Raw genomic sequence first — 21,959 nt, 5'->3', positions numbered from 1 at the left:
GTCCGGGGCCTGCGCGGCCTCGGACGGCGGGCGCGTCCGGTCAGGCGGCCGGGGCCGCCAGGTGCTCGCGGGTCGCGATGACCTTGCGGTAGCGGCGCGGCCCGTCGGCGTAGTCGTCGATGGCGTAGTGCCAGGTGGCGCGGTTGTCCCACAGCACGAAGTCGCCCGGCCGCCAGGAGAAGCGGATGGTGTAGTCCGGCGACGCGGCGTGCTGGAGCAGGAACGGCAGCAGCACCTTGGCCTCGGCGGAGGTGACGCCGGTGAGGTCGGTCGCGCCGGTGCTGAGGAACAGGCCCTTGCGGCCGGTGTCGGGGTGGGTGAACACCACGGGGTGCTCGATGGTCTTGCCGGTCGGCACCTTCGCGCTGCCCTGCGCGTAGTTCACCGGGTCGGCCTCGTAGACGGCCGAAACCGACTCCAGCAGGGCGCGGACCGGCTCGGACAGGCCGTCGTAGGCGGCCTGGAGGTCGGCCCACAGGGTGTGCCCGCCGAGTTCGGGGACGGCCTGGTAGGTGAGCGACTCGATGCTGAACGGCGGGGTGCGCCACACCCCGCCGACGTGCCAGAGCGCCGCCTTGCCCGCCGAGCGCACGTCGTAGGGGTAGACGAACCGCAGGTCGCCGTCGGCGGCCGCGCGCTTCGCCGTCGGGTGGTCGAACGGCTCGCCGAAGATGCGGACGGCGGCGACGTGCTGCTCCGGCTCCAGGTGCTGGTCGCGGAAGACCAGCACCTTGTGGGCGACGAACTCGCGGCGGAGCGCGTCGGCGGTCGCCTCGTCGACCGGGGCGGCGAGGTCCAGGCCGGTGATCTCGGCGCCGAACAGCGGGCCGGCGCGGCGGACGCGGTAGGCGGGCGGGGCGGTCGGGGTGGTGGCGGCGGTGACGGTCATGGCTGGACTCCTCGGGGGACGCGAGAGCACCGGCGGGACGGCGGGCCGGCCCGATCACACCTGATCAGCGTACGTTCGGCCGATAAATCATGCAATACCTACCGGAAAGATAGACATTAGGGCGGGCGGCCGGACGGGCATCCCGGGATTCGCGCCGGCGGCGCCCGCGCCTCGCCGCGCGAGGACCGGCGGCGGGACGCGGGGGTTCAGGCCGACTCCGACACGGCCCTTCCCGGCGCCTTGGCCCCGGACGGGCGCAGGAACAGCGCCATCACCGGGACGAGGTAGGCGATCCAGACGACGAGCTGCAGCCAGGTGACCGTCGGGGTGAGGTTGAACACGCCCTGGCACAGGGTCTGCGCCCAGTCGCCGGCGTGGCCGTAGCGGAGGAAGAAGGTCGCGGGCTGGAAGGCGACGGCGTTCAGGCCGGGCAGCACGCCGGCCTCCTGGAGGTCGTGGAAGCCGTAGCCGATGACGCCCGCGGCGACCACGATCAGCGCGGCGCCGGTCCAGGTGAAGAACCGCTTGAGGTTGAGGCGCAGCCCGCCCCGGTAGAGCAGGTAGCCGAGGACGACCGCCGTCGCGAGGCCGAGGAGCGCGCCGATGATGGGCGTGGCGCCCGAGTCGGAGTTGCTGGTGTTGATCCACAGGAACAGCGCGGTCTCCAGGCCCTCGCGGCCGACGGCGAGGAAGGCCACGACGGCGAGGGCGACCGGGCCGGCGTCCAGCGCCCCGGCGAGCCGGCCCTCCAGCTCGGCCTTGATGGAGCGGGCCGCGGCGCGCATCCAGAACACCATCCAGGTCACCAGGCCGACCGCGACGATCGACAGCAGCCCGCCGGTCAGCTCCTGGATCTTGAAGTGGTCCTCCTGCGCCACCGCCAGGTTCAGCAGCAGCGCGAACGCGGCGCTGAGCGCGACCGCCGCGCCGACGCCGGCCCACACCGGGAGCAGCGCGTCCCGCCGCCCCGTCTTCACCAGGTAGGCGATGAGGATGCTGACGACCAGCGCCGCCTCCAGCCCCTCGCGCAGACCGATCAGGTAGTTGCCGAGCACCGCGCCGTCCCTCCGTCGCCGAGGCCGAACCCTGCCACCGAGGTTCTACAGCCTGTAAAAGTAAGGTTAGCATTGGCTAACTCGACGCTGGATCGCACGCTTGGAGACCGGAACGATGCGCTTCCCCCTGCCCGCCCTCGCCCTGAGCGGCGTCGCCGCGCTCGCCCTGCCCCTCCTCACCGCCTGCGGGGACGACGGGGACAAGGACGCCAAGGCCGCCGCGGGCGGTCCCACGGCGGTCACGGCCGGGGACGCCAGGTGCGAGGTGGCGCGCAAGGACTTCGCCGCCGGTGTGACCGAGTTCAAGGTGCGCAACACCGGGTCGCGGGTGACCGAGCTCTACGTCTACGCCCCCGGCGACAAGATCGTCGGCGAGCGGGAGAACATCGGCCCCGGCACCAGCGCCACCCTGGCCGTGCAGCTCAGCGCCGGCAAGTACCAGCTCGCGTGCAAGCCCGGCATGGTCGGCAACGGCATCCGGCAGGACATCACCGTCACCGGCGTGGCGACCAAGGGCGCGGACCCGCGCATCGAGAAGGCGCTGACCGACTACCACGCCTACGTCATCGGGCAGACCGACGCCACCATCGCCGCGACGCAGAAGTTCGTCGCCGCCTTCAAGGCCGGCGACGTCGCCAAGGCCAAGGCGCTGTACGCGCCCTCGCGCGTCGGCTGGGAGTCGATCGAGCCGGTCGCCGAGTCGTTCGGCGACCTGGACCCGCGGACCGACGCCCGCGAGGCCGACCTCAAGCCCGGCGAGAAGTGGACCGGCTGGCACCGCCTGGAGAAGGCGCTCTGGAAGACCGGCTCCACCAAGGGCGAGGAGGCCTACGCCGACCAGCTCCTCAAGGACCTGGCCGAGCTGAAGACCAAGGTCAACGCCGTCCGCCTGGACCCGCCGATCACCCAGACGTCCATGGCCAACGGCGCCAAGGAGCTCCTCGACGAGGTCGCCACCGGTAAGATCACCGGCGAGGAGGAGACGTTCTCCCACACCGACCTGGTGGACTTCCAGGCCAACCTCGACGGCGCCGCCAAGGTGTACGAGCTGCTGCGGCCCGTCGTCCAGGAGAAGGACGCGACCCTGGCCAAGGACCTCGACGACAACTTCGCCAAGGTGCGGACCGCGCTGCAGAAGCACCGCCAGGGCGACGGCTACGTCTCCTACGACAAGGTCGGCAAGGACGACCGCAAGGCCCTGTCCGACGCGGTGAACGCCCTCGCCGAGCCTCTGTCCAAGCTCGCGGGCGTGGTGTCCAAGTGACGGGCGCCGGTCCGGACAAGGCGGGGCGGAGCGGCCTGTCCCGCCGGCGGATGCTCGGCTTCTCGGGCGCCGGCCTGCTGGCCGGCGCCGCCGCCGGCGCGGGCCTGGAGCGGGCCGCCGCGGCGGCCCTGGACGAGCGCGACGCCGCCGACGTCCCGATCCCCTTCTACGGCGCGCACCAGGCCGGCATCGCCACCCCCGTCCAGGACCGGCTGCACTTCGCCGCCTTCGACCTCACCACCGCCGACCGCGCCCGCGTGGTCCGGATGCTCAAGGACTGGACGGCGGCCGCCGCCGCCATGACCCAGGGCCGCCCGGTCGGCGCGGGCGCCGTCGGCGGCCCGGACGTCGCCCCGCCCGACGACACCGGCGAGGCGCTCGGCCTGCCGCCGTCGCGGCTCACCCTGACCATTGGGTTCGGCCCGTCGCTGTTCGACCGCCTCGGGCTCAAGGACAAGCGCCCGCCGGCGCTGGTGGACCTGCCGCACTTCCCCGGCGACGCCCTCGACCCGGCCCGCAGCGGCGGCGACATCGCCGTCCAGGCGTGCGCCGACGACCCCCAGGTCGCCGTCCACGCGATCCGCAACCTGGCCCGCATCGCCTTCGGCACCGCCGCCGTCCGCTGGTCCCAGCTCGGCTTCGGCAAGACCTCCTCGACCACGCCCGACGCGCAGACGCCCCGCAACCTGTTCGGGTTCAAGGACGGCACCCGCAACATCCCCGGCACCGACACCGCCGCCCTCGACCAGCACGTCTGGGCGGCGGCGAAGGACGGCGCGCCGTGGATGGCGGGCGGGTCCTACCTGGTCGCCCGCCGCATCCGCATGCACATCGAGACCTGGGACCGCACCTCGCTGGCCGAGCAGCAGGACATCATCGGCCGCGACAAGCGCGAGGGCGCCCCCGCCGGGTCGCGGGCCGAGCACGACGCCGTCCGCCTGGCGGCCCTCAAGCCGACCGCGCACGTGCGGCTCGCCCACCCCGACGCCAACAAGGGCGCCCGCATCCTGCGCCGCGGCTACTCCTTCACCGACGGCACCGACGGGCTGGGGCGCCTGGACGCCGGCCTGTTCTTCCTGGCCTACCAGCGCGACCCGCGCACCGGCTTCATCCCCGTCCAGAACAACCTGGCCACCGACGCCATGAACGAGTACATCCAGCACGTCGCCTCGGGCGTCTACGCCTGCCCGCCCGCCCCGCGCCCCGGCGGCCACTGGGGCGACACCCTGCTCACCTGACCACCCGGTCGCCCTCTGTTGAGATGCGGCGTGTTGCCCACTTTCGATCTTGAAAGTGGGCAACACGCCGCATCTCAACTTCGGACGACCAGGCGGTCATGGGACGCCGGCCGACCGGACGCCCGTCGCTCAGCTCCCGGCGCCGTCCTGCGGCCGCGCCAGCACGAACGTGCCGCGCCCGGTGACACCCCGCACGAGCCCCTCGTCCTTCAGCAGTCCGACGGCCTTGACGACGGTCGGCCGCGCGAGGCCGAACTCCTCGGCCAGCTCCGCGCTGGACGGTATGCGCTTGCCCTCGGGATAGGTGCCGTCCTGGATACGCCTGCGCAGGACCGCGGCGAGCTGGACGTACAGCGGGTCCATGCCTTCCAGGTCGATCTCTCCCATGCAGCAAACCGTAGGTGACCAGCGACAATGCTTATCAACCGTGTACTTCTGTTGATAGGAACTGACAACCGCATACAACTAGGCGTAGCTTGGGATCCATGACCCAGAGTTCCGTGCAGCAGCCCACGTCGCGGGCGCACGCCCATCTGGCGGCCCTCCTGCGGCGGCTGGACCTCTACGACCTGGACGCCCAGATCAAGCCGGACGGCCTGCGGGTCGCCAACCCCCACGCCGAGGGGTGCTGCCCCGCCAACCCCGAGCCCACCGACACGGTGACCTGCCGCCCCAACCCCGCCGACTCCGGCCGCCTGTGGTTCTTCCACTCCTGGGCCGAGCCCATCGCCCCCGCCTCCCGCACCGAGGACGCGGCCGTCCTCATCGCCCGCACCCTCAAAGCCCGCTGATGCCCCGCCGATCGTGACCGTCCGGTCACCGAACGTTGAGATGCGGCGTGTTGGGCACTTTGACGATCGAAAGAGGCCAACACGCCGCATCTCAACGGGTGGTGACCGGGTGGTCAGGGGGTGCGGGCGGGTGCGGGGGTGGGGGAAGGGGGACCGGGGATGGGGCGGTGGCTATCTTTTACTTCGTGTAGAAGGTCGGCTGCGGTCGGCCTGCGGGTCCGCCCCGCCCAGGGGCCGGGGCGGGTCCGCGCTACTCCCCCGCGTCGCGGAGGAGGTCGCGCAGGACGTCCTCGTCGCCGGGGTCGAGGGTGCCGACGAAGCGCCGGAGCACGGACGCGCGGTCGGGGTCCTCGGCCAGCAGCCGGTTCATGCGCAGCGCGGTGAGGTCGGCGGCGTCGGCCATCGCCTGGTAGCGGAAGGCGCGCCCGTGGCGGTGCCGGGCGAGGGCGCCCTTGCGGTGCAGGCGGGTGAGGGTCGTGACGACCGTGCTGTAGGACAGTCCGCTGTCGGCGCCGAGCCGCTCCAGCACCTCGCCGGTGGTCAGCGGCCGGTCGGCCTCGGCCAGCACGGTGATGATCTGGGCTTCCAGCCGGCCCGCGCGGCGGCGCGGCGCCGGCGGCCCGGAGTCCGATGATCGGTTCGGCGTCACCCCCGAACTCTAGCCAGCGGGCGGGGGCCACCGAGGCCACGGAGGATGCGACACTGGTACGTCCCTTCGCGTCAGGAAACAGCGTGTTCGATCATTTCGTCTGGTCCGTGCTGGTCGTGCCGGTTCTGCTGGTGGGCACCGCCGCGCTGCCGGCGCGCCGCCTCGCCCCCGCGACGGGCGCCGCCGCGCTCGCCTGGTCCGCCTTCGCCACCGCCCTCGCCGCCGTCGCCGTCCTCGCGGCGTTCACCGTGGCGGCCGCGGCGGAGGTCCCGGCCGTCGCCGCCCGGTTCGGGGAGTCCTCCCGGACGGTGGCGGACGACACCGCGCACGTCCCCTGGGTCACCTGGCTGTCGGCGGCGCTGCTCGCCGCCGGACTCGTCGCGGCGGCGCGGGTGCGGCGCCGGCACCGGCGCGGGCGCTCGGTCGCCCGGCGGTTCGCCGGGCTCCCGGCCGACCGGGCGATCGTCCTGGTCGACGACGAGGCGGTGGACGCGTTCGCCGTCCCCGGCCGCCCGGGGCGGATCGTCGTCACCACCGCGATGCGCGCGGCGCTGGACGACCGGCAGTTCGAGGCGCTGGTCGCGCACGAGCGGGCGCACCTGGACGCCGGGCATCCGCGGCTGATCCTGCTGGCCGAGCTGGCGGGGGCGCTGCATCCGGCGCTCCGCTGGGTGGCGCCCCGGGTGTCCTACCTGATCGAGCGGGCCGCCGACGAGCAGGCCGCCCGCGCCGTCGGCGACCGGCGGACGGTCGCGAAGGCCATCGGCGCCGCCGCGCTCGCCGCCGCCGGGCGGCCCGCGCCGCCCGCGCCGTCCGCCGTCTCCTTCGCGCGCGCCGTCCGCCCCGGCGCCGTCCCGCGCCGGGTGGGCGAGCTGCTCGCGCCGCCGCCCGCCGGGCGCCTCGCCTGGCTCGCGGCCGTGCCGGCGCTGCTGGCCGCCAGCTCGATCGTCTGGACGGGCGAGGCGCTGATCGACCTCGTCGAGCTGCTGGCGAAGGCGCACGGCACCGGCCCCTGACGCCGCCGCGACCGGACTCCCTATACTGATCGGAATCGTTCGGTCGCTCTTCGTGGCGGGGGTTCATGGATCCGCAGGACGCCGAGGTCGAGCAGGCGGTGTCGACCGGCTCGCTGCCCGGCCGGGAGCGCGTCGGCGCCCTCGTCCTGGACGCCTACGAGCGTGCGAAGGCCGCCACGGGCGGCACCGTCGCCGGGTACATCCCGGCGCTCGCCGGGGCCGACCCCGAGCTGTTCGGCGTGAGCGTCGCCGGGGTCGACGGCCGGGTGCACGCCGCCGGGGACGCCGCCGTCCCGTTCACGATCCAGTCGGTGTCCAAGGCGTTCGTGTACGCGCTGGTGTGCGAGGCGCTCGGGCACCGCGCCGTGGCCGAGCGCGTCGGCGTCGACAACACCGGCCTGGCGTTCGACTCGGTCATCGCGATCGAGCTGAACGGCGGCAGCCCGATGAACCCGATGGTGAACGCGGGCGCGATCGCCACCACGGCGCTCGTCCCGGGGAGCGGCCCGGCGGGGCGCTGGGAGGCGATCCGCGCCGGGCTGTCGGCGTTCGCGGGCCGCCCGCTGGCCCTCGACGAGGAGGTCTACGACTCCGAGGCCGCGACCAACCGGCGCAACCAGGCGATCGCCCGCCTCCTGCAGAGCCACGGGCGGCTGGACGCCGACCCGCCGGCCGCGGTGGACCTCTACACCCGCCAGTGCGCGCTGCTGGTGAGCGCCCGCGACCTCGCGGTGATGGGCGCGACGCTCGCCGACGGCGGCACCAACCCCGTCACCGGGCGGCGGGTGGTGTCGCCGGAGGTCTGCCGCGACACCCTGGCGGTGCTCGCCGCCAACGGCATGTACCAGCGGTCGGGCGAGTGGCTGTTCGAGATCGGCCTGCCGGCGAAGTCGGGGGTGTCGGGCGGCATCGTCGCCGTCGCGCCCGGCAAGGGCGCGATCGGCACGTTCGCGCCGCGGCTGGACGCGGCGGGCAACAGCGTGCGCGGCCGGCACGCCGTCGCCCACCTGTCCCGGACGCTCGGCCTCAACCTCTTCGCCTCCCGCGTCCACGCCGCCGCGGGCTAGCCGCCGGCGGGCGCGCCGTCGCGCTCGCGAGCGAGCTGCAGCGCCACGTCGATGATCATGTCCTCCTGGCCGCCGACGTAGCCGGCCTCCCCGACCCGCTGCAGGATGGCGTGGGCGGGCACGCCGTAGCGCTCGGCGGCGCGCTCGGCGTGCAGCAGGAAGCTGGAGTAGACCCCGGCGTACCCCTGCGTGATCGCCGACCGGTCGGCGAACGGCAGCCGCGGCAGGAACGGCTGCACGACGTCCTGCGCGGCCGCCATCACGCCCTGCACGTCGACGCCGGTGGCGATGCCCATCCGCTCGAACGTCGCGGCGACGATCTCGGTCGGCGCGTTGCCGGCGCCCGCGCCGAGGGCGCAGAGCGCCCCGTCGATCTGGGTGGCGCCGTTCTGGTAGGCCAGCACCGAGTTGGCGACGCCGAGCGAGAGGTTCTGGTGGCCGTGGAACCCCACCTGCGCGTCGTCGCCGAGCTCGGCGACGAGCGCGGACACGCGGGCCTGGGCGTCGCCGAGGACCATCGCGCCCGCCGAGTCGACGACGTAGACGCACTGCGCGCCCGCGTCCGCCATGATCCGCGCCTGTGCGGCCAGCTCGGCGGGGCCGATGCGGTGCGACAGCATGAGGAACCCGACGGTCTCCATGCCGAGCTCGCGGGCGGCCGCGAAGTGCTGCGCCGACACGTCGGCCTCGGTGCAGTGGGTGGCGATGCGGGCGACGGACGCGCCGGCGCCGCGGGCGTGCCGCAGGTCCTCCACGGTGCCGAGGCCGGGCAGCAGCAGCACCGCGATCTTCGCGCGGGCCGCCTCGTCGACGGCGGCGCCGATGAGCTCGATCTCGTCTTCGAGCGAGAAGCCGTAGTTGAACGAGGAGCCGCCGAGGCCGTCGCCGTGCGCGACCTCGATGACCTCGACGCCGGCGGAGTCCAGGGCGTGCACGACGCCGCGGACCTGGCCCTCGGTGAACCGGTGGGCCATGGCGTGGCTGCCGTCGCGCAGCGTGGAGTCGGTGATCCGGACGGGCGCGCTCACGCGATCGCCTCCTTGCCGAGGGCGAGCCGCTCGCCGACGGAGGCGGCGGCCGCGGTCATGATGTCGAGGTTGCCCGCCCAGGGCGGGAGGTGGTCGCCGTTGCCGCGGACCTCCAGGAACACCGCGACGCGGGCGCGGCCGTTCCAGCCCTCGCGGGGCGGGTCGAACTGCGGCTCGGCGCGCAGCGCGTAGCCGGGGACGTAGGCGGCGACGCGCTCCACCATGGCGTGCACGGACGCGGTGATCGCGCCGGTGTCGGCGTCGGCGGGGATCGCGCAGAACACCGTGTCCCGCATGATCATCGGCGGGTCCACCGGGTTGAGGATGATGATCGCCTTGCCGCGGCCGGCGCCGCCGACCTCCTCGATCGCGCGGGCGGTCGTCTCGGTGAACTCGTCGATGTTGGCGCGGGTGCCGGGGCCCGCCGAGCGCGAGGCGATGGACGCGACGATCTCGGCGTACTCGACCGGCGCGACCCGCGCGACCGCGTGCACGATCGGGATGGTGGCCTGCCCGCCGCAGGTGATCATGTTGAGGTTGGCGGCGCCGGCGAGGGTGTCCAGGTTGACCGGCGGGCAGACGAACGGCCCGATCGCCGCCGGGGTGAGGTCGATGGCCTGCACGCCCGCCTCGGCGTAGCGCGGGGCGTTGGCGAGGTGGGCCTTGGCGGAGGTCGCCTCGAAGACCAGGTCGGGCGGGTCGTCCTGGGCGAGCAGCCAGTCCACGCCCCCGGCGGACGCCCGCACGCCGAGCGCGCGGGCGCGGGCGAGGCCCTCCGATTCGGGATCGACGCCGACCATCGAGTGCACGTCGATCGCGTCGCTGCGCAGCAGCTTCACCAGCAGGTCGGTGCCGATGTTGCCGGGGCCGACGATCGCGGCGGTCAGCCTGCTCACGCGTCCTCCCCGGCGAAGCGGGCGGTGACGGCGCCGATGCCGGCGAACGTCGCGGTGAACGTGCTGCCGGGGGTCACCGGCACGGCGGCGGTGACCGATCCGGGCAGCACCACGTGCCCGGCCTCCAGCGTGACGCCGAGCTCGCCGAGGGCGTTGGCGAGCCAGACGAGCGCGTTCAGCGGCGCGCCGAGCACCGCGCCGCCCGCGCCGGTGTCGATCAGGACGCCGTCGCGGTGCAGGAGGCAGCCGGTGAGCGCGAGGTCGAGCCCGTCGGGGCGGACCGGCGTGGTGCCGAGGACGACGCCGCCGCTGGAGGCGTTGTCGGCGACGGTGTCGGCGAGGGTGATCCGCCAGTCCGCGACCCGCGAGTCGATGATCTCCAGGGCGGGCAGCACGAAGTCCACCGCCGCCGCCGCGTCGGCCGCCGTCACGCCGGGTCCGGCGAGCGGGCGGCCGAGCACGAACGCGATCTCCGGCTCGATGCGCGGCTGCAGGAAGCGGCCGGCGTCGATCGGCGCGGAGTCGGCGTGGAACATGGTGTCCAGCAGGTGCCCGTAGTCGGGCTGGTCCACCCCGAGCTGGCGCTGCATCGCCGCGGACGTCAGGCCGACCTTGTGGCCCTTGATCCGCGCGCCGTCCGCCGTCCAGCGCGCCACCTGGGCGAGCTGGACCGCGTAGGCGTCCGCGAGCGTCAGGCCCGGGGCCTCTTCACTCGGCGGCCGGACCGGGGTGCGGGAGGCGTACGCCCCCAGCAGCCCGGCGGCCGCCTTCTCCACGATGGCAGGGTCCATGGTCGTCCTTTCTCATGACCGCCCTGCGATCCTGCGCCCGGACCGCCGGGCGCGGCGAGCACCGCGTCCCACGTGACGGGACGCGATCCGGAAAAGCCGCCTTATGCTGGCGGTATGGCCGCCCCGACCGACGACACCTACCTGCACCGGGTGGTCGCCGTGCTCGGCGCGTTCCGGGGCGAGGAGGACGCCGTCGGCGCCGCCGAGCTGGCCCGCCGCACCGGCCTGCCGAAGTCGACCGTGCACCGCATCGTGCTGGCGCTGGTGGAGGAGGGCCTCCTCGAACGGCACGCCGCGCACGTCCGGCTGGGGATGCGGCTGTTCGAGATCGGGCAGCGCGTGCCGCGCCAGCGCGTCCTCCGCGACGCCGCCCGCCCCTACATGCAGGACCTGCGCGCGGCCACCGGGCAGACCGTCCACCTGGCGATCCTGGACGGCGCCGAGGTCGTCTACGTCGACATCCTGGCCGCCCCGGGCGGTCCGCCGCTGCCGTCGCGGGTCGGCGGGCGGCTGCCCGCGCACGCGACCGGCGTCGGCAAGGCGATGCTGGCGTTCTGCCCGCCCGAGACGGTGCGCGCCGTCCTGGACGGCGGCCTGCCCCGCCTCAGCGAGCGCAGCACCGTCGCGCCCGGCCTGCTGCTGCGGACGCTCGCCGCCGTCCGGCGCGCGGGCGTCGCCTACGACCAGGAGGAGTCGGGCCTCGGCATCGTCTGCGCGGCGAGCCCCGTCCTCGGCGCCGGCGGCGAGGTGCTCGGCGCCCTGTCGGTCTCGGGCCGGAGCGGCCGGATGCGCCTCGACCAGGTCTCCCCCGCCGTCCACACCGCCGCGCTGGCCCTGTCCCGCACCCTCGGCCGGCCCTGACCGCGCGCCTCAGCCCGACGTGACGAGGGCGAGGCCGGTGGCGCCGACGGGGCTCGCGGTGAGGCCGGGCGCGCCGCGGAACACCGAGCCGCTCGTCCACCGCACGGTGTTGGAGGCGATGACGCGGCCGGCGGCGTTGGTGACGAACGTGGGCGCGGGCGCGGTCTTCAACGCGGGCAGCAGGTGGCGCTCGAAGGAGCTGACGAACACGTCGGCCGCCGCCACCCCGATGAACGCCCCGCCCGCCAGCACCGGCATCGAGAACGTGAGGCTGTACTCGTCGGTGCACAGGTAGTCGACGTAGGGGCCGCAGATGGCGCGCCCCACCCCGGCCCGAGGTTGGGCGAACCAGTCCCACTGGGTGTAGTCGTAGAAGGCGGGCCCGGCCGGGTCGAGGTCGACGGCGAGCTGCGTCGGCGGGCCGTCGGGGTCGTGCTGCCACCACTCCAGGTACCAGGGGGCGTCGGGCAGCAGGCCCGGCAGGGCGATGAAGCCGAGGCCGACGATGAGCGGCCCGAGGCCGCCGAACAGCAGCGGCCGCAGCCGGGCCAGGTCGGCGGAGCGCAGGTCGCGGCTCTCGGCGAGCGCGGCGGTGGCGTCGCGCACGTCGGCCAGGGTGACGAAGACGCGGTCGGCGAGGCCGGTCACGCGGTCGATGACGGTCATGGGTCCAGCCCGAGGGGGGTTCAGTCCCGGAGCCGGAGCTCGACCATCCGCTCCACCGCCTCCAGGATGTGGCGTTCGGCCAGGGTACGGGCTGCCTCGCCGTCTCCGGAAGCGATGGCGGCGAAGATCTCACGGTGCCGGCGGGCGACGGCCGCGCCGTCGGCGGGCCCGTAGGGCAGCCAGAGCAGCAGCCCGGCGTCGGCCTGGAGCGCGATCTCCTCGCGGGTGAGGCGCGCCGACTGGGACGCCGCCGCCACCTCGATGTGGAACCGGCCGTCCAGGCGGCGCAGCTCGGCGGCGCCGCCGGCGGCGTCCATCTCCTTCACCGTGCGGCGGAGCGGGGCGAGCTCGGCGGCGAGCGAGCGCTCGGCGGCGAGGCGGGCGGCCGCGCCGGAGATCGCGGCGTAGTGGTCGCCGAAGTCGCGCAGCTCCTGCGGCGACAGGCCCGGCGGGAGGGCGCCGGCGTCGGCGGGCTTCGGCGTCCGCACGAACGAGCCGCCCCCGCGTCCGCGGCGGGTCTCCACCAGGCCGAGGTGGCGCAGGCTGACCAGGGCCTCGCGCAGCGTCACCGTCGAGACGCCGAGCCGCGCGGCGAGCTCCAGCTCGCTCGGCAGCTGCTCGCCGTCGGCGAGCAGCTCCAGCGCGATCGCGTCGGCGAGCCGCCGGACCACGACGTCGACGCGGGCGGTGCTGTCCACGGGCGAGAAGACGGCGAGCCGAGGGTCGTCCAGCCCCATGCCGCCCCCTTCACCCGGTTCCGCGAGGACCCACGTTATAAGACCGTGTCTTGAACTTAAACATATGAGTCCATATTTTTCCGTGCATGGCTGACCAGACGGCCGTTCGGCTGAGCGGCGTACGCAAGAGCTTCGGGGCCGTGGACGCGGTCGCCGGGGTCGACCTGGAGATCCGCGACGGCGAGTTCTTCTCGATGCTCGGGCCCTCGGGGTCGGGCAAGACGACCGTGCTGCGCATGATCGCGGGTTTCGAGCGCCCCACCGGGGGCCGCGTCGAGCTGGCCGGCCGCGACGTCACGGCCCTCGCCCCCTTCGACCGCGACGTCAACACCGTCTTCCAGGACTACGCGCTGTTCCCCCACCTGACGATCCTGCAGAACGTCGAGTACGGGCTGCGGGTGCGCAAGGTCGCGAAGGCGCGGCGGCGGGAGCGGGCCCGCGAGGCGCTCCGGTCGGTGCGCCTGGAGGGGTTCGACGACCGGCGCCCCGCCCAGCTGTCGGGCGGGCAGCGCCAGCGCGTCGCCCTCGCCCGCGCGCTCGTCAACGAGCCGCGGGTGCTGCTGCTCGACGAGCCGCTCGGCGCGCTGGACCTGAAGCTCCGCGAGGAGATGCAGGTGGAGCTCAAGGAGATCCAGCGGCGCGCCGGCATCACCTTCCTGTTCGTCACCCACGACCAGGAGGAGGCGCTGACCATGTCCGACCGCGTCGCGGTCTTCAACCGGGGCCGCGTCGAGCAGGTCGGCACCCCCGCCGAGGTCTACGAGCGGCCCGCGACGGCGTTCGTGGCCGCGTTCGTCGGCACCTCCAACCGCATCGGCGACGTCCACGTCCGCCCCGAGAAGATCCGGCTCGACCTCCTGGACGCCGGCGGGGCGGGCGAGGCGGACCGGTCGGCGACCGGCACCGTCGCCGAGGTGGTCTACGCCGGGCCGCACACGCGCTTCGTCGTCGACCTGGACGGCGGCGGGCGCGCGGTCGCCCTCCAGCAGAACCTGCAGACCTCCTCCATGGACGTCATGCGGCTGCGCGACGAGCGGGTGCGCCTGTCCTGGCGCGCCGAGCACGAGTTCCTCACCCCCTGAGACCACCCCCTGAAAGCAGCGGAGTCCCCCATGCAGACCAAGCGCCTCGGGGTCGCGTTCGCGGCCCTGTCCCTGCTCGCCCTGTCGGCCTGCGGCGGCGGCGACGGCTCGTCCACCGCCTCCGGCCAGGGCTTCAAGGTCCCGAACATCCCCGCCCAGAAGGCGCTCGGCGCCGGCGAGGGCGAGGTGAACATCGTCAACTGGGCGGGCTACGCCGAGGACGGCTCCAACGACAAGTCCGTCGACTGGGTCCACCCGTTCGAGAAGCAGACCGGCTGCAAGGTCAACTCCAAGGTCGCCGGGACCTCCGACGAGATGGTCGCGCTGATGAAGACCGGCGAGTACGACGCGGTGTCGGCGTCCGGCGACGCCTCGCTGCGGCTCATCGCGGGCGGGCAGGTCGCGCCCGTCAACACCGCGCTCGTCCCGAACTACGCCGACGTGTTCGCGGGCCTGAAGAACAAGCCGTGGAACTCCATCAAGGGCGTCGCCTACGGCATCCCGCACGGGCGCGGCGCGAACCTGCTGATGTGGCGCAGCGACAAGGTCGCCACCGCCCCTGATTCCTGGAGCGCGGTGTTCGACCAGGGCTCGGCGTACAAGGGCCACGTCACGGCCTACGACTCCCCCATCTACATCGCCGACGCCGCGCTCTACCTGATGTCGGCCAAGCCCGACCTCGGCATCAAGGACCCCTACGCCCTCGACCAGAAGCAGTTCGACGCGGCCGTCGCGCTGCTGAAGCAGCAGAAGGCCAACGTCGGCGAGTACTGGTCGGACTACACCAAGGAGGTGCAGGCGTTCAAGAGCGGCGACTCGGTCATCGGCACCACCTGGCAGGTCATCGCCAACCTGGTGGCGGCCGAGAAGACCAAGGTCGGCACGGTGCTGCCGAAGGAGGGCGCGACCGGCTGGTCCGACACCTGGATGGTCGCGGCGAAGGCCGAGCACCCCAACTGCGCCTACAAGTGGCTGGACTGGATCGTGTCGCCGAAGGTGAACGCGCAGGTCGCCGAGTGGTTCGGCGAGGCCCCCGCCAACAGCAAGGCGTGCGCCGAGACGTCCGACAAGTCGTTCTGCACGACCTTCCACGCCGCCGACGAGGCGTACTTCTCCAAGGTCCACTTCTGGACGACCCCGATCGCCCAGTGCCTCGACGGCCGTACCGACGCCAAGTGCGTCGACTACGCGCAGTGGACGCGCGCCTGGACGGAGATCAAGGGGTGAGCGGCCTCGCCCCCACCACGCTCCCCGGCCGCCCGGCGTCCCTGCGGCGCCGGGCGGCGGCCCTGCTGCACCGCCGGCCGCTCGTGCGGCTCGGGCTGCTGCTGTCGGCGCCGATGCTCTGGCTCGTCGTCGCCTACCTCGGCGCGCTGTTCGCGATGCTGCTGACGGCGTTCTGGTCGACCGACACCTTCACCGGCGAGGTCGACCGGACGTTCACCTGGCAGAACTTCCAGGACCTGTGGACCGGCGAGGTCTACCGGACGATCGCGCTCCGCTCGGTCGCGGTCGCCGCCGGCGTGACCGTCCTCTGCCTGGCGATCGCCTTCCCGATGGCCTTCTACATGGCCAAGGTCGCGCGCCCCCGGTGGCGCCCGTACCTGCTGATCGCGGTCCTGACGCCGCTCTGGGCGGCCTACCTGGTGAAGGTGTACGCCTGGCGGGTCATCCTCGCCGACGACGGGCTGCTCAACTGGGCGCTCGGCCCGCTCGGCGCGCGCGGCCCCGGCTACGGCCTCACCGCGACGGTGCTGGTGCTCACCTACCTGTGGCTGCCCTACATGATCCTGCCGATCTACACCGGCCTGGAGCGGCTGCCCGACTCGCTGCTGGACGCCTCCGGCGACCTCGGCGCGGGGACGCTGCGGACGCTGCGCCGCGTCGTCGCCCCGATGGTGTTCCCGTCGATCGCGGCGGGGTCGCTGTTCACCTTCTCGCTGTCGCTCGGCGACTACATCACCGTGAAGATCGTTGGGGGGCGGGGGCAGCTCATCGGCAACGTCGTCTACGACAACATCGGCGCGGCCAACGACCTGCCGTTCGCGGCGGCCGTCGCGACCGTCCCCGTCGTCGTCATGCTCGTCTACATCGCGGCGGTCCGCCGCACCGGCGCCCTGGAGGAGCTGTGACCCTGTCGCGCGGCGCGCGCCTCGCCCTGCGGGCGTTCACGGCGCTCGGGCTGGCGTTCGTGTACGTCCCGCTGTTCCTGGTGGTGCTGAACAGCTTCAACGCCGACCGGTCGTTCGGGTGGCCGCCGAGCGGCCTCACCACCGCCTGGTGGGCGCACGCGCTCGACAACGAGGGCGCCCGGCAGGCGGTGCTGACCAGCCTGAAGGCGGGCGCCGGCGCGACGGCGGTCGCGCTGGTGCTCGGCACGATGGTGGCGTTCGCGGTGCAGCGGTTCCGGTTCTTCGGCCGCGACACGGTGTCGCTGCTGGTGGTGCTGCCGATCGCGCTGCCCGGCATCGTCACCGGCATCGCGCTCGGCAACGCCTTCCAGGTGGTGCTGAAGCCGCTCGGCATCGGCCTCGGCCTGTTCACCGTGATCGTCGGGCACGCCACGTTCTGCATCGTGACGATCTACAACAACGTGCTGGCGCGGCTCCGGCGGATGGGCACCGCCGTGGAGGAGGCGTCCGCCGACCTCGGCGCCGACCCCTTCCAGACGTTCCGGTACGTGACGTTCCCGCTGCTCCGCCCGGCGCTGCTGGCCGGCGGGCTGCTGGCGTTCGCGCTGAGCTTCGACGAGATCATCGTCACCACGTTCACCGCGGGGCCCGGCGTCACCACGCTGCCGATCTGGATCTTCACCAACCTGTTCCGGCCGAACCAGGCCCCGGTCGTCAACGTCGTCGCCGCCGTGCTCATCGTCCTGTCGGTCGTGCCGGTCTGGCTCGCCCAGCGCCTGTCCGGCGAGGCGACCGCCCACTGACCGGGTCCGCCCGCGTCAGGAGGACCACAGGTCGGCGGTGAGGCGGAAGCCGGGGAGGGCGTCGAACGGGACGACCGCCTCGTACAGGCGCCGGTAACGGGTGCCGCTGATGCGCCAGACGCCCTCGTCGCGGCGGTAGGCGTCGGTGTAGTACGCCGCGCCCCGGATCATGATCTTGTGTTCGGGGACGAGGACGGTGTCCTCCAGGCACCAGGTGCCCTCGGCGGCGTCCCCGTCGCACGCGATCTCCGGGTGCGAGCAGACGTGCACGGTGGTGACGCCCGCCCCGAGCGCGGACCGCAGGTAGCCGACGACCTCGTCGCGGCCGGTGAAGACGAGGGGGCGGCCGCCCGACGGCGAGCCGTAGTCGGCGGTGACGTCCGGGGCGAGGGTGGCGGCGAAGTCGTCCCAGCGCTTGAGGTCCAGGGTGCGCAGGTAGCGGTACTTGAGGGCGCGGATCTCCTCAAGGGCGATCAGGTCCATCGGCTCCTCCACGGCTCGTCCGGCCCCCGCGCCAAAGTAGAACAGGTTATATTTCGGCGCAAGGAGCCCCGTCGGCCGGGAGGGACGTGTTCATGCCGGAGGACTACGCGGCTCGCGCGGCCGCGTCGGTGGAGCGCTGGGACCTGGCGGCGGACGTCGTCGTCGCCGGCTACGGCATCGCGGGCGCCGCGGCGGCGGTCGAGGCGGCGCGGGCCGGCGCCGGGGTGCTCGTCCTGGAGCGGACCGGCGGCTGGGGCGGCGCGGCGACGATGGCCGGCGGGTTCGTCTACCTCGGCGGCGGCACCCCGCTCCAGCGGGCCCTCGGGTTCGAGGACTCGCCGGAGAACATGGCCCGGTTCATGCTCGCCGCCCTCGGCCCGGACGCCGACGAGGCCAAGATCCGCGACTACTGCGCGGGCAGCGTCGAGCACTACCGGTGGCTCGTGGGCTGCGGGGTGCGGTTCAAGAAGGAGTTCTGGCCCGAGCCGGGCTGGGAGCCGCCGCGCGACGAGGGGCTCATGTACTCCGGCGGCGAGAACGCCGCGCCGTTCGACGCGATCGCCGTCCCCGCGCCGCGCGGCCACGTCCCGCAGATGGACGGCAAGCGGATCGGGCAGCGGGGCGGCGGCTACATGCTCGTGCGGCCGCTGGTCGAGACCGCCGAGTCGCTCGACGTCACGGCCGAGTACGACGTCCGGGTCCGCTCGCTGGTCGTCGACGACGGCGGGCGCGTCGTCGGGGTCGTCGCCACCCGCTACGGGCGGGAGCTGGCGGTCCGCGCGCACCGCGGCGTCGTCCTCGCGACGGGCAGCTTCGTCTACAACGACGCCATGGTGGAGCGGTACGCGCCGCGCCTCGCCGGGCGCCCCGCCGCCGCGATCGAGGAGCACGACGGCGCGTCCATCCTCATGGCCCAGGCGATCGGCGCCGACGTCGCGCACATGGACGCCGCCGAGGCCGTCATCTTCGCCGACCCGCAGATGCTCGCCCGCGGCGTCCTCGTGAACGGCCGCGGCGAGCGGTACGTCCCCGAGGACACCTACGCGGGCCGCATCGCCCAGCTCACCCTCGCCGAGCAGGACGACCAGGCGTTCCTCGTCCTCGACGAGACCGGCCATGAGGACGCCCTCGCCAGCACGACGGCCACGCCGTTCTTCCGCACCCCGCCCACCTGGGCGGCGGGCACCGTCGAGGAGCTGGAGACCGAGATGGGCCTGCCCGCCGGCTCGCTCCAGGCCACCCTCGCCGCCTACAACGAGGGCGCCGCCGCGTCCCGGGACCCCCTCCTCGGCAAGTCCCCGCGCTGGCTCCGCCCGCTCACCGGCCCCTTCGGCGCCTATGACCTGCGCGGCTGCACCGCCGGGTTCACCCTCGGCGGCCTGCGCACCGACCTGGACTCCCGCGTCCTGCGCGCCTCCGGCGACCCCGTCCCCGGCCTGTTCGCCGCGGGCCGCTGCACCTCGGGCGTCTGCGCCGGCGGCTACGCCAGCGGCGCGTCCCTCGGCGACGGCAGCTTCTACGGCCGCCGCGCCGGCACCGCCGCCGCCCGCCCCTGATGGGGCCGTCCACGGAGCGGGCCGGACAGCCGCGCCTGTCTCGTGGCCGAGTGTGGCCTATCGCCCACGGAGAGTCCCGGCACCGAACCAGGCGATCTACGCTGGCGATGCGTGTGCGGACGGTCGCCTTCCGTGTCGTCCCGGCCCACGGCTCCCGCCGGCTCCCACCGCGCGCGACGTCACCACGAGCGAAGGAGCCGCCGCAGTGCAGCACATGTCCAAGGGCGCCAACATCGAGATGTCCGGCCTCACCACGGCGGGCGGGCCGCTGACGGTGGCGCTGAGCTGGATCGACCCCTCGGGCGAGGGCGAAGCCGACGTCTCGGTGTTCCTGGTCGGTGCCGGCGGCAAGGTCGGCGGCGACGCCGACCTCGTCTTCTACAACCAGCCCGCGACCGCCGACGAGGCCGTCCGCCTGCTCGGCAAATCCCCCACCGCCACCGGCAGCGAGGACCGCATCCTGGTCGACCTCGACGCCCTGCGCCCCGGCGTGCAGCGCGTCGTCATCGCCGCCAGCCGGTACGCGGGGGCGACCTTCGGCGCCCTGGACGACCTGTGCCTCACCCTCTCCGACAGCGCCGGGACCGGGCTGCTGACCTTCCCGATCAAGGACGCCGACGCCGAGACGGCGTTCATCTTCGGCGAGCTCTACCGCCGGGGCGACGGCTGGAAGTTCCGGGCCGTCGGGCAGGGCTACACGTCCGGGCTCGCCGGCCTGGCCGCCGAGTTCGGCGTCGGCGTGGACGACACCGAGGAGGAACAGGCGGCGGCCTCCCCTTCCGCGGCGTCCCCGGAGCCGCCGGCCGCGGACGGTGCACGGCCCAAGCGGGTCCGCACGGCCAAGAAGAAGGCCACCGTCGCCAAGGCCGCCAAGGTCAACCTGGCCGAGAACCCGTCCTGGCAGCCCGCGCGCCTGTTCCCCGTCACCGGACTGCGCAACGACCAGGAACGCGAAACGCGCGCCACCGCCGTCCTGCTCGCGGTCATGGCGCAGGTCCCCGAGTTCGGCCGCCGCCTCACGGCGCGCTTCGGCGCCCCGGCCGGCACCCTCCAGACCTTCACCGAGACGACCTTCAAGCACGGCGACGGCAAGGTCCGCCCCGACGGCGTCGTCCGCATGGCCCGCGCGGGCCGCATCTGGACCGCCCTCATCGAGACCAAGACCGGCGGCAACCCCCTCAAGGCCGACCAGGTCGAGGCCTACCTCCAGGTCGCGGCCCGGCACGGCTACGAGACCGTCATCACCCTGTCCAACGACCTCGCGCTGGCCAACGAGCACCCCGTCGCCGTCGACAAGCGCCTGCTCCGCAAGGTCGCGCTGCGCCACCTGTCGTGGGCCGAGGTCGCCCACGAGGCCGACATGCTCTGCCACCACGACGGTGTCGCCAACCCCGTCCACGCCTGGCTGCTCAGCGAGCTCCTGCACTACCTGCGCCAGGACGGCGCCGGCTGCCAGGGCTTCCGCGACATGGGCGCCGCCTGGGTCCCGGTCCGCAACGCCATCACCGCCGGCACGCTCCGCCTCGGCGACCGGCGCGCCATGCAGGTCGCCGAGAGCTGGGAGAAGCTCATCCGCCAGCTCTGCCTGCGCCTCAGCGGCCGGACCGGCCTCACCATCGCCCCCGTCCTCCGCAAGCGCCGCGACGGCGACGCCTCCGTCCGCCGCCTGCAGACCGTCACCTCCCTGGTCGACACCGGACGCATGAGCGCCGAGATCCGCTTCCCCAGCGCCGCCGGCCCGATCCTCCTCGAAGCCGACCTGCGCACCGGCCAGATCGAGACCACCGTCGAGCTCCCCGCCGCACCCCGCGCCCGCACCCTCACCCGCGTCCAGTGGCTCCTCCGCCAGCTCGACCAGGCCCCGCCCGAACTCCGCGTCGAAGCCCTCGCCCCTGGCCACACCGCCGGCCCCTGCGACCTGCTGAAGAACCTCACCGCCGAGCCCGGCCTGCTCCTGCCGGACGGGGGCGAGCAGATCGCGTCCTTCCGCCTGACGCTGTCGTCCAGCATGGGCACCAAGCGCGGCACCGAGGAGGCCGGCTTCGTCCGCAGCATCGACCTCGCCATGGACCGCTTCCACCAGGAAGTGCTCCAAGCCCTGAAGGCCGACACGGCCCAGCCCGCCGAGCCCGGCCCCGTCGCCTGATCCGCCGGCGGGCGGCTACCTTCCTCGCTGCCGGCATCGGGCGCTGCGGCTCCGCCCTTCCATCCCGGAGGGCAGGATGACGGTGGGCCGGGGGCGGTGAGGTGGGCCGGGCAAGGCGCCATCGCCGGTGCGCAGTCGTTGGCTGCTTCTCACCTCATGGGTGGGCATAGCCGCACCGCGCAGAAACCTGCGATACCTGCGGGTGCCTGCCACCGCGCTTCCCCTACTCGGGTGAGCGGTTCAGCGTGCTCAGCGCACTCAGCGGTGCGTCGTCCGGGAACCTCTGCATCTCCGGCACGAACTCGTCCAGCTCACCGGGCTCGTACCTGCACAGCCCGATCGTCCACCACAGCTCTCCGGCGGGATTCCCCGTCATCTTGTAACTGAGCTCATCCGGTCCCACCACCGCGGCACCATCACGGAGCGGAACTATGGTCGCGATGAGGCGGCCACTCGATGCCTCCCAGAACCGGATGCTGCGATCGTCGCTGCTGGTGGTCAACGTGCGACCATCGGGGCTCCAGGACACATCCCGAACGAAGTCGGTATGGCCCTCCAGCGTGCGCAGACACTCACCGCTCACCGGATCCCACAACCGCACCCCACCATCGCCGCCGCCGGTGGCCAGAACACCACCATCAGGACTCCACCCCACCGCCCTGACACCACTCGCGTGGCCCTCCAAAGTGCGCAGACACTCACCGCTCACCGGATCCCACAACCGCACCCCACCACCACCATCGCCCGAGGCCAGAACACCACCATCAGGACTCCACCCCACCGCGTTGACACCACTCGCGTGGCCCTCC

At 73.7% G+C, this 21,959-nt stretch carries 22 protein-coding genes and 1 pseudogene; 12 read left to right on the top strand and 11 right to left on the bottom strand.

Going from position 1 to position 21,959, the window contains the following annotated elements; genetic code table 11:
* Positions 1-40 precede the first annotated feature (40 nt).
* A complete protein-coding gene (locus tag K1Y72_RS34400; protein ID WP_220170720.1) occupies positions 41-889 on the bottom strand; it encodes a TauD/TfdA dioxygenase family protein in 849 nt (282 codons plus the stop codon).
* Between the two features lie 206 nt (positions 890-1,095).
* Complete coding sequence (gene efeU, locus K1Y72_RS34395; protein WP_220170719.1) at positions 1,096-1,944, bottom strand: iron uptake transporter permease EfeU; 849 nt, start codon at positions 1,942-1,944, stop codon at positions 1,096-1,098.
* A gap of 100 nt (positions 1,945-2,044) precedes the next feature.
* Here efeU and efeO point away from each other — a divergent pair, with 100 nt between their 5' ends.
* Positions 2,045-3,208, top strand: coding sequence for an iron uptake system protein EfeO (gene efeO, locus K1Y72_RS34390; RefSeq protein ID WP_258574498.1), 1,164 nt, complete (start codon positions 2,045-2,047; stop codon positions 3,206-3,208).
* Positions 3,205-4,446, top strand: coding sequence for an iron uptake transporter deferrochelatase/peroxidase subunit (efeB, locus tag K1Y72_RS34385; RefSeq protein WP_308287366.1), 1,242 nt, complete (start codon positions 3,205-3,207; stop codon positions 4,444-4,446). The genes efeO and efeB overlap by 4 nt, the downstream gene beginning before the upstream one ends.
* Positions 4,447-4,575: 129 nt before the next feature.
* Here the strand turns inward: efeB and K1Y72_RS34380 are convergent, their stop codons facing one another.
* The gene (locus K1Y72_RS34380; protein WP_220170718.1) at positions 4,576-4,833 is read right to left on the bottom strand and encodes a GntR family transcriptional regulator; all 258 of its coding nucleotides are present in this window, start codon (positions 4,831-4,833) and stop codon (positions 4,576-4,578) included.
* Between the two features lie 98 nt (positions 4,834-4,931).
* On the opposite strand from K1Y72_RS34380, the gene K1Y72_RS34375 reads away from it, so the two are divergent.
* Complete coding sequence (locus K1Y72_RS34375; RefSeq protein ID WP_220170717.1) at positions 4,932-5,237, top strand: hypothetical protein; 306 nt, start codon at positions 4,932-4,934, stop codon at positions 5,235-5,237.
* 250 nt (positions 5,238-5,487) lie between these two features.
* Here K1Y72_RS34375 and K1Y72_RS34370 read toward each other — a convergent pair whose 3' ends face one another.
* The gene (locus K1Y72_RS34370; protein WP_308287365.1) at positions 5,488-5,886 is read right to left on the bottom strand and encodes a BlaI/MecI/CopY family transcriptional regulator; all 399 of its coding nucleotides are present in this window, start codon (positions 5,884-5,886) and stop codon (positions 5,488-5,490) included.
* Positions 5,887-5,969: 83 nt separating this feature from the next.
* On the opposite strand from K1Y72_RS34370, the gene K1Y72_RS34365 reads away from it, so the two are divergent.
* Positions 5,970-6,902, top strand: coding sequence for a M56 family metallopeptidase (locus K1Y72_RS34365; protein ID WP_220170716.1), 933 nt, complete (start codon positions 5,970-5,972; stop codon positions 6,900-6,902).
* A gap of 65 nt (positions 6,903-6,967) precedes the next feature.
* Positions 6,968-7,969 carry a glutaminase A gene (gene glsA, locus K1Y72_RS34360; RefSeq protein ID WP_220170715.1) on the top strand — a complete coding sequence of 334 codons (1,002 nt, stop codon included), beginning with the start codon at positions 6,968-6,970 and terminating at the stop codon, positions 7,967-7,969.
* Here glsA and dmpG read toward each other — a convergent pair.
* From dmpG to K1Y72_RS34345, 3 genes are read right to left on the bottom strand one after another with little or no spacing between them, the layout of a single operon-like run.
* Complete coding sequence (dmpG, locus tag K1Y72_RS34355; RefSeq protein ID WP_308287364.1) at positions 7,966-8,997, bottom strand: 4-hydroxy-2-oxovalerate aldolase; 1,032 nt, start codon at positions 8,995-8,997, stop codon at positions 7,966-7,968. The genes glsA and dmpG overlap by 4 nt on opposite strands.
* On the bottom strand, positions 8,994-9,893 hold the full coding sequence (locus K1Y72_RS34350; RefSeq protein ID WP_220170714.1) for an acetaldehyde dehydrogenase (acetylating): 900 nt from the start codon (positions 9,891-9,893) through the stop codon (positions 8,994-8,996). The genes dmpG and K1Y72_RS34350 overlap by 4 nt, the downstream gene beginning before the upstream one ends.
* Positions 9,890-10,684, bottom strand: coding sequence for a 2-keto-4-pentenoate hydratase (locus tag K1Y72_RS34345; protein WP_220170713.1), 795 nt, complete (start codon positions 10,682-10,684; stop codon positions 9,890-9,892). Before K1Y72_RS34345 ends, K1Y72_RS34350 begins: the two co-directional genes overlap by 4 nt.
* A 114-nt stretch (positions 10,685-10,798) precedes the next feature.
* On the opposite strand from K1Y72_RS34345, the gene K1Y72_RS34340 reads away from it, so the two are divergent.
* A complete protein-coding gene (locus K1Y72_RS34340; protein WP_220170712.1) occupies positions 10,799-11,545 on the top strand; it encodes an IclR family transcriptional regulator in 747 nt (248 codons plus the stop codon).
* A gap of 9 nt (positions 11,546-11,554) precedes the next feature.
* On the opposite strand, the gene K1Y72_RS34335 is transcribed toward K1Y72_RS34340, so the two are convergent.
* Both K1Y72_RS34335 and K1Y72_RS34330 read right to left on the bottom strand, forming a co-directional pair.
* The gene (locus K1Y72_RS34335) at positions 11,555-12,211 is read right to left on the bottom strand and encodes a cache domain-containing protein (RefSeq protein ID WP_220170711.1); all 657 of its coding nucleotides are present in this window, start codon (positions 12,209-12,211) and stop codon (positions 11,555-11,557) included.
* 20 nt (positions 12,212-12,231) lie between these two features.
* Positions 12,232-12,948, bottom strand: coding sequence for a FadR/GntR family transcriptional regulator (locus K1Y72_RS34330; protein WP_220170710.1), 717 nt, complete (start codon positions 12,946-12,948; stop codon positions 12,232-12,234).
* Positions 12,949-13,034: 86 nt separating this feature from the next.
* Between K1Y72_RS34330 and K1Y72_RS34325 the strand changes: the two genes are divergently transcribed.
* Genes K1Y72_RS34325 through K1Y72_RS34310 form a run of 4 tightly spaced genes read left to right on the top strand, consistent with a single transcriptional unit; the run spans position 13,035 to position 16,965 of the window.
* On the top strand, positions 13,035-14,030 hold the full coding sequence (locus K1Y72_RS34325; protein WP_220170709.1) for an ABC transporter ATP-binding protein: 996 nt from the start codon (positions 13,035-13,037) through the stop codon (positions 14,028-14,030).
* A gap of 30 nt (positions 14,031-14,060) precedes the next feature.
* Positions 14,061-15,257 (top strand): ABC transporter substrate-binding protein, encoded by a 1,197-nt coding sequence (locus tag K1Y72_RS34320; RefSeq protein ID WP_220170708.1) that lies wholly within the window; start codon positions 14,061-14,063, stop codon positions 15,255-15,257.
* Positions 15,254-16,162, top strand: coding sequence for an ABC transporter permease (locus tag K1Y72_RS37495; protein WP_220170707.1), 909 nt, complete (start codon positions 15,254-15,256; stop codon positions 16,160-16,162). Before K1Y72_RS34320 ends, K1Y72_RS37495 begins: the two co-directional genes overlap by 4 nt.
* Positions 16,159-16,965 (top strand): ABC transporter permease, encoded by an 807-nt coding sequence (locus K1Y72_RS34310; protein ID WP_220170706.1) that lies wholly within the window; start codon positions 16,159-16,161, stop codon positions 16,963-16,965. Before K1Y72_RS37495 ends, K1Y72_RS34310 begins: the two co-directional genes overlap by 4 nt.
* Before the next feature lie 15 nt (positions 16,966-16,980).
* Here K1Y72_RS34310 and K1Y72_RS34305 read toward each other — a convergent pair whose 3' ends face one another.
* Positions 16,981-17,448, bottom strand: a complete 468-nt coding sequence (locus K1Y72_RS34305; protein ID WP_220170705.1) for a nuclear transport factor 2 family protein — start codon at positions 17,446-17,448, stop codon at positions 16,981-16,983.
* Positions 17,449-17,540: 92 nt separating this feature from the next.
* Between K1Y72_RS34305 and K1Y72_RS34300 the strand changes: the two genes are divergently transcribed.
* Both K1Y72_RS34300 and K1Y72_RS37740 read left to right on the top strand, forming a co-directional pair.
* On the top strand, positions 17,541-19,004 hold the full coding sequence (locus K1Y72_RS34300; RefSeq protein WP_220170704.1) for an FAD-dependent oxidoreductase: 1,464 nt from the start codon (positions 17,541-17,543) through the stop codon (positions 19,002-19,004).
* 214 nt (positions 19,005-19,218) lie between these two features.
* A pseudogene (locus K1Y72_RS37740) lies at positions 19,219-19,746 on the top strand (TerD family protein); the annotation flags it as partial.
* 1,627 nt (positions 19,747-21,373) lie between these two features.
* On the opposite strand, the gene K1Y72_RS34290 reads toward K1Y72_RS37740, so the two are convergent.
* Positions 21,374-21,959, bottom strand: a 586-nt coding sequence (locus tag K1Y72_RS34290; protein ID WP_220170703.1) for a WD40 repeat domain-containing protein, incomplete at its 5' end; no start/stop codon positions are given.

Origin of the sequence: Actinomadura parmotrematis (assembly GCF_019458805.1) — a bacterium.
In the GTDB taxonomy this organism is placed as follows: domain Bacteria; phylum Actinomycetota; class Actinomycetes; order Streptosporangiales; family Streptosporangiaceae; genus Spirillospora; species Spirillospora parmotrematis.
The sequence above is the reverse complement of the archived record's forward strand: the minus strand, read 5'-3'. Positions and strand labels throughout refer to the sequence as shown.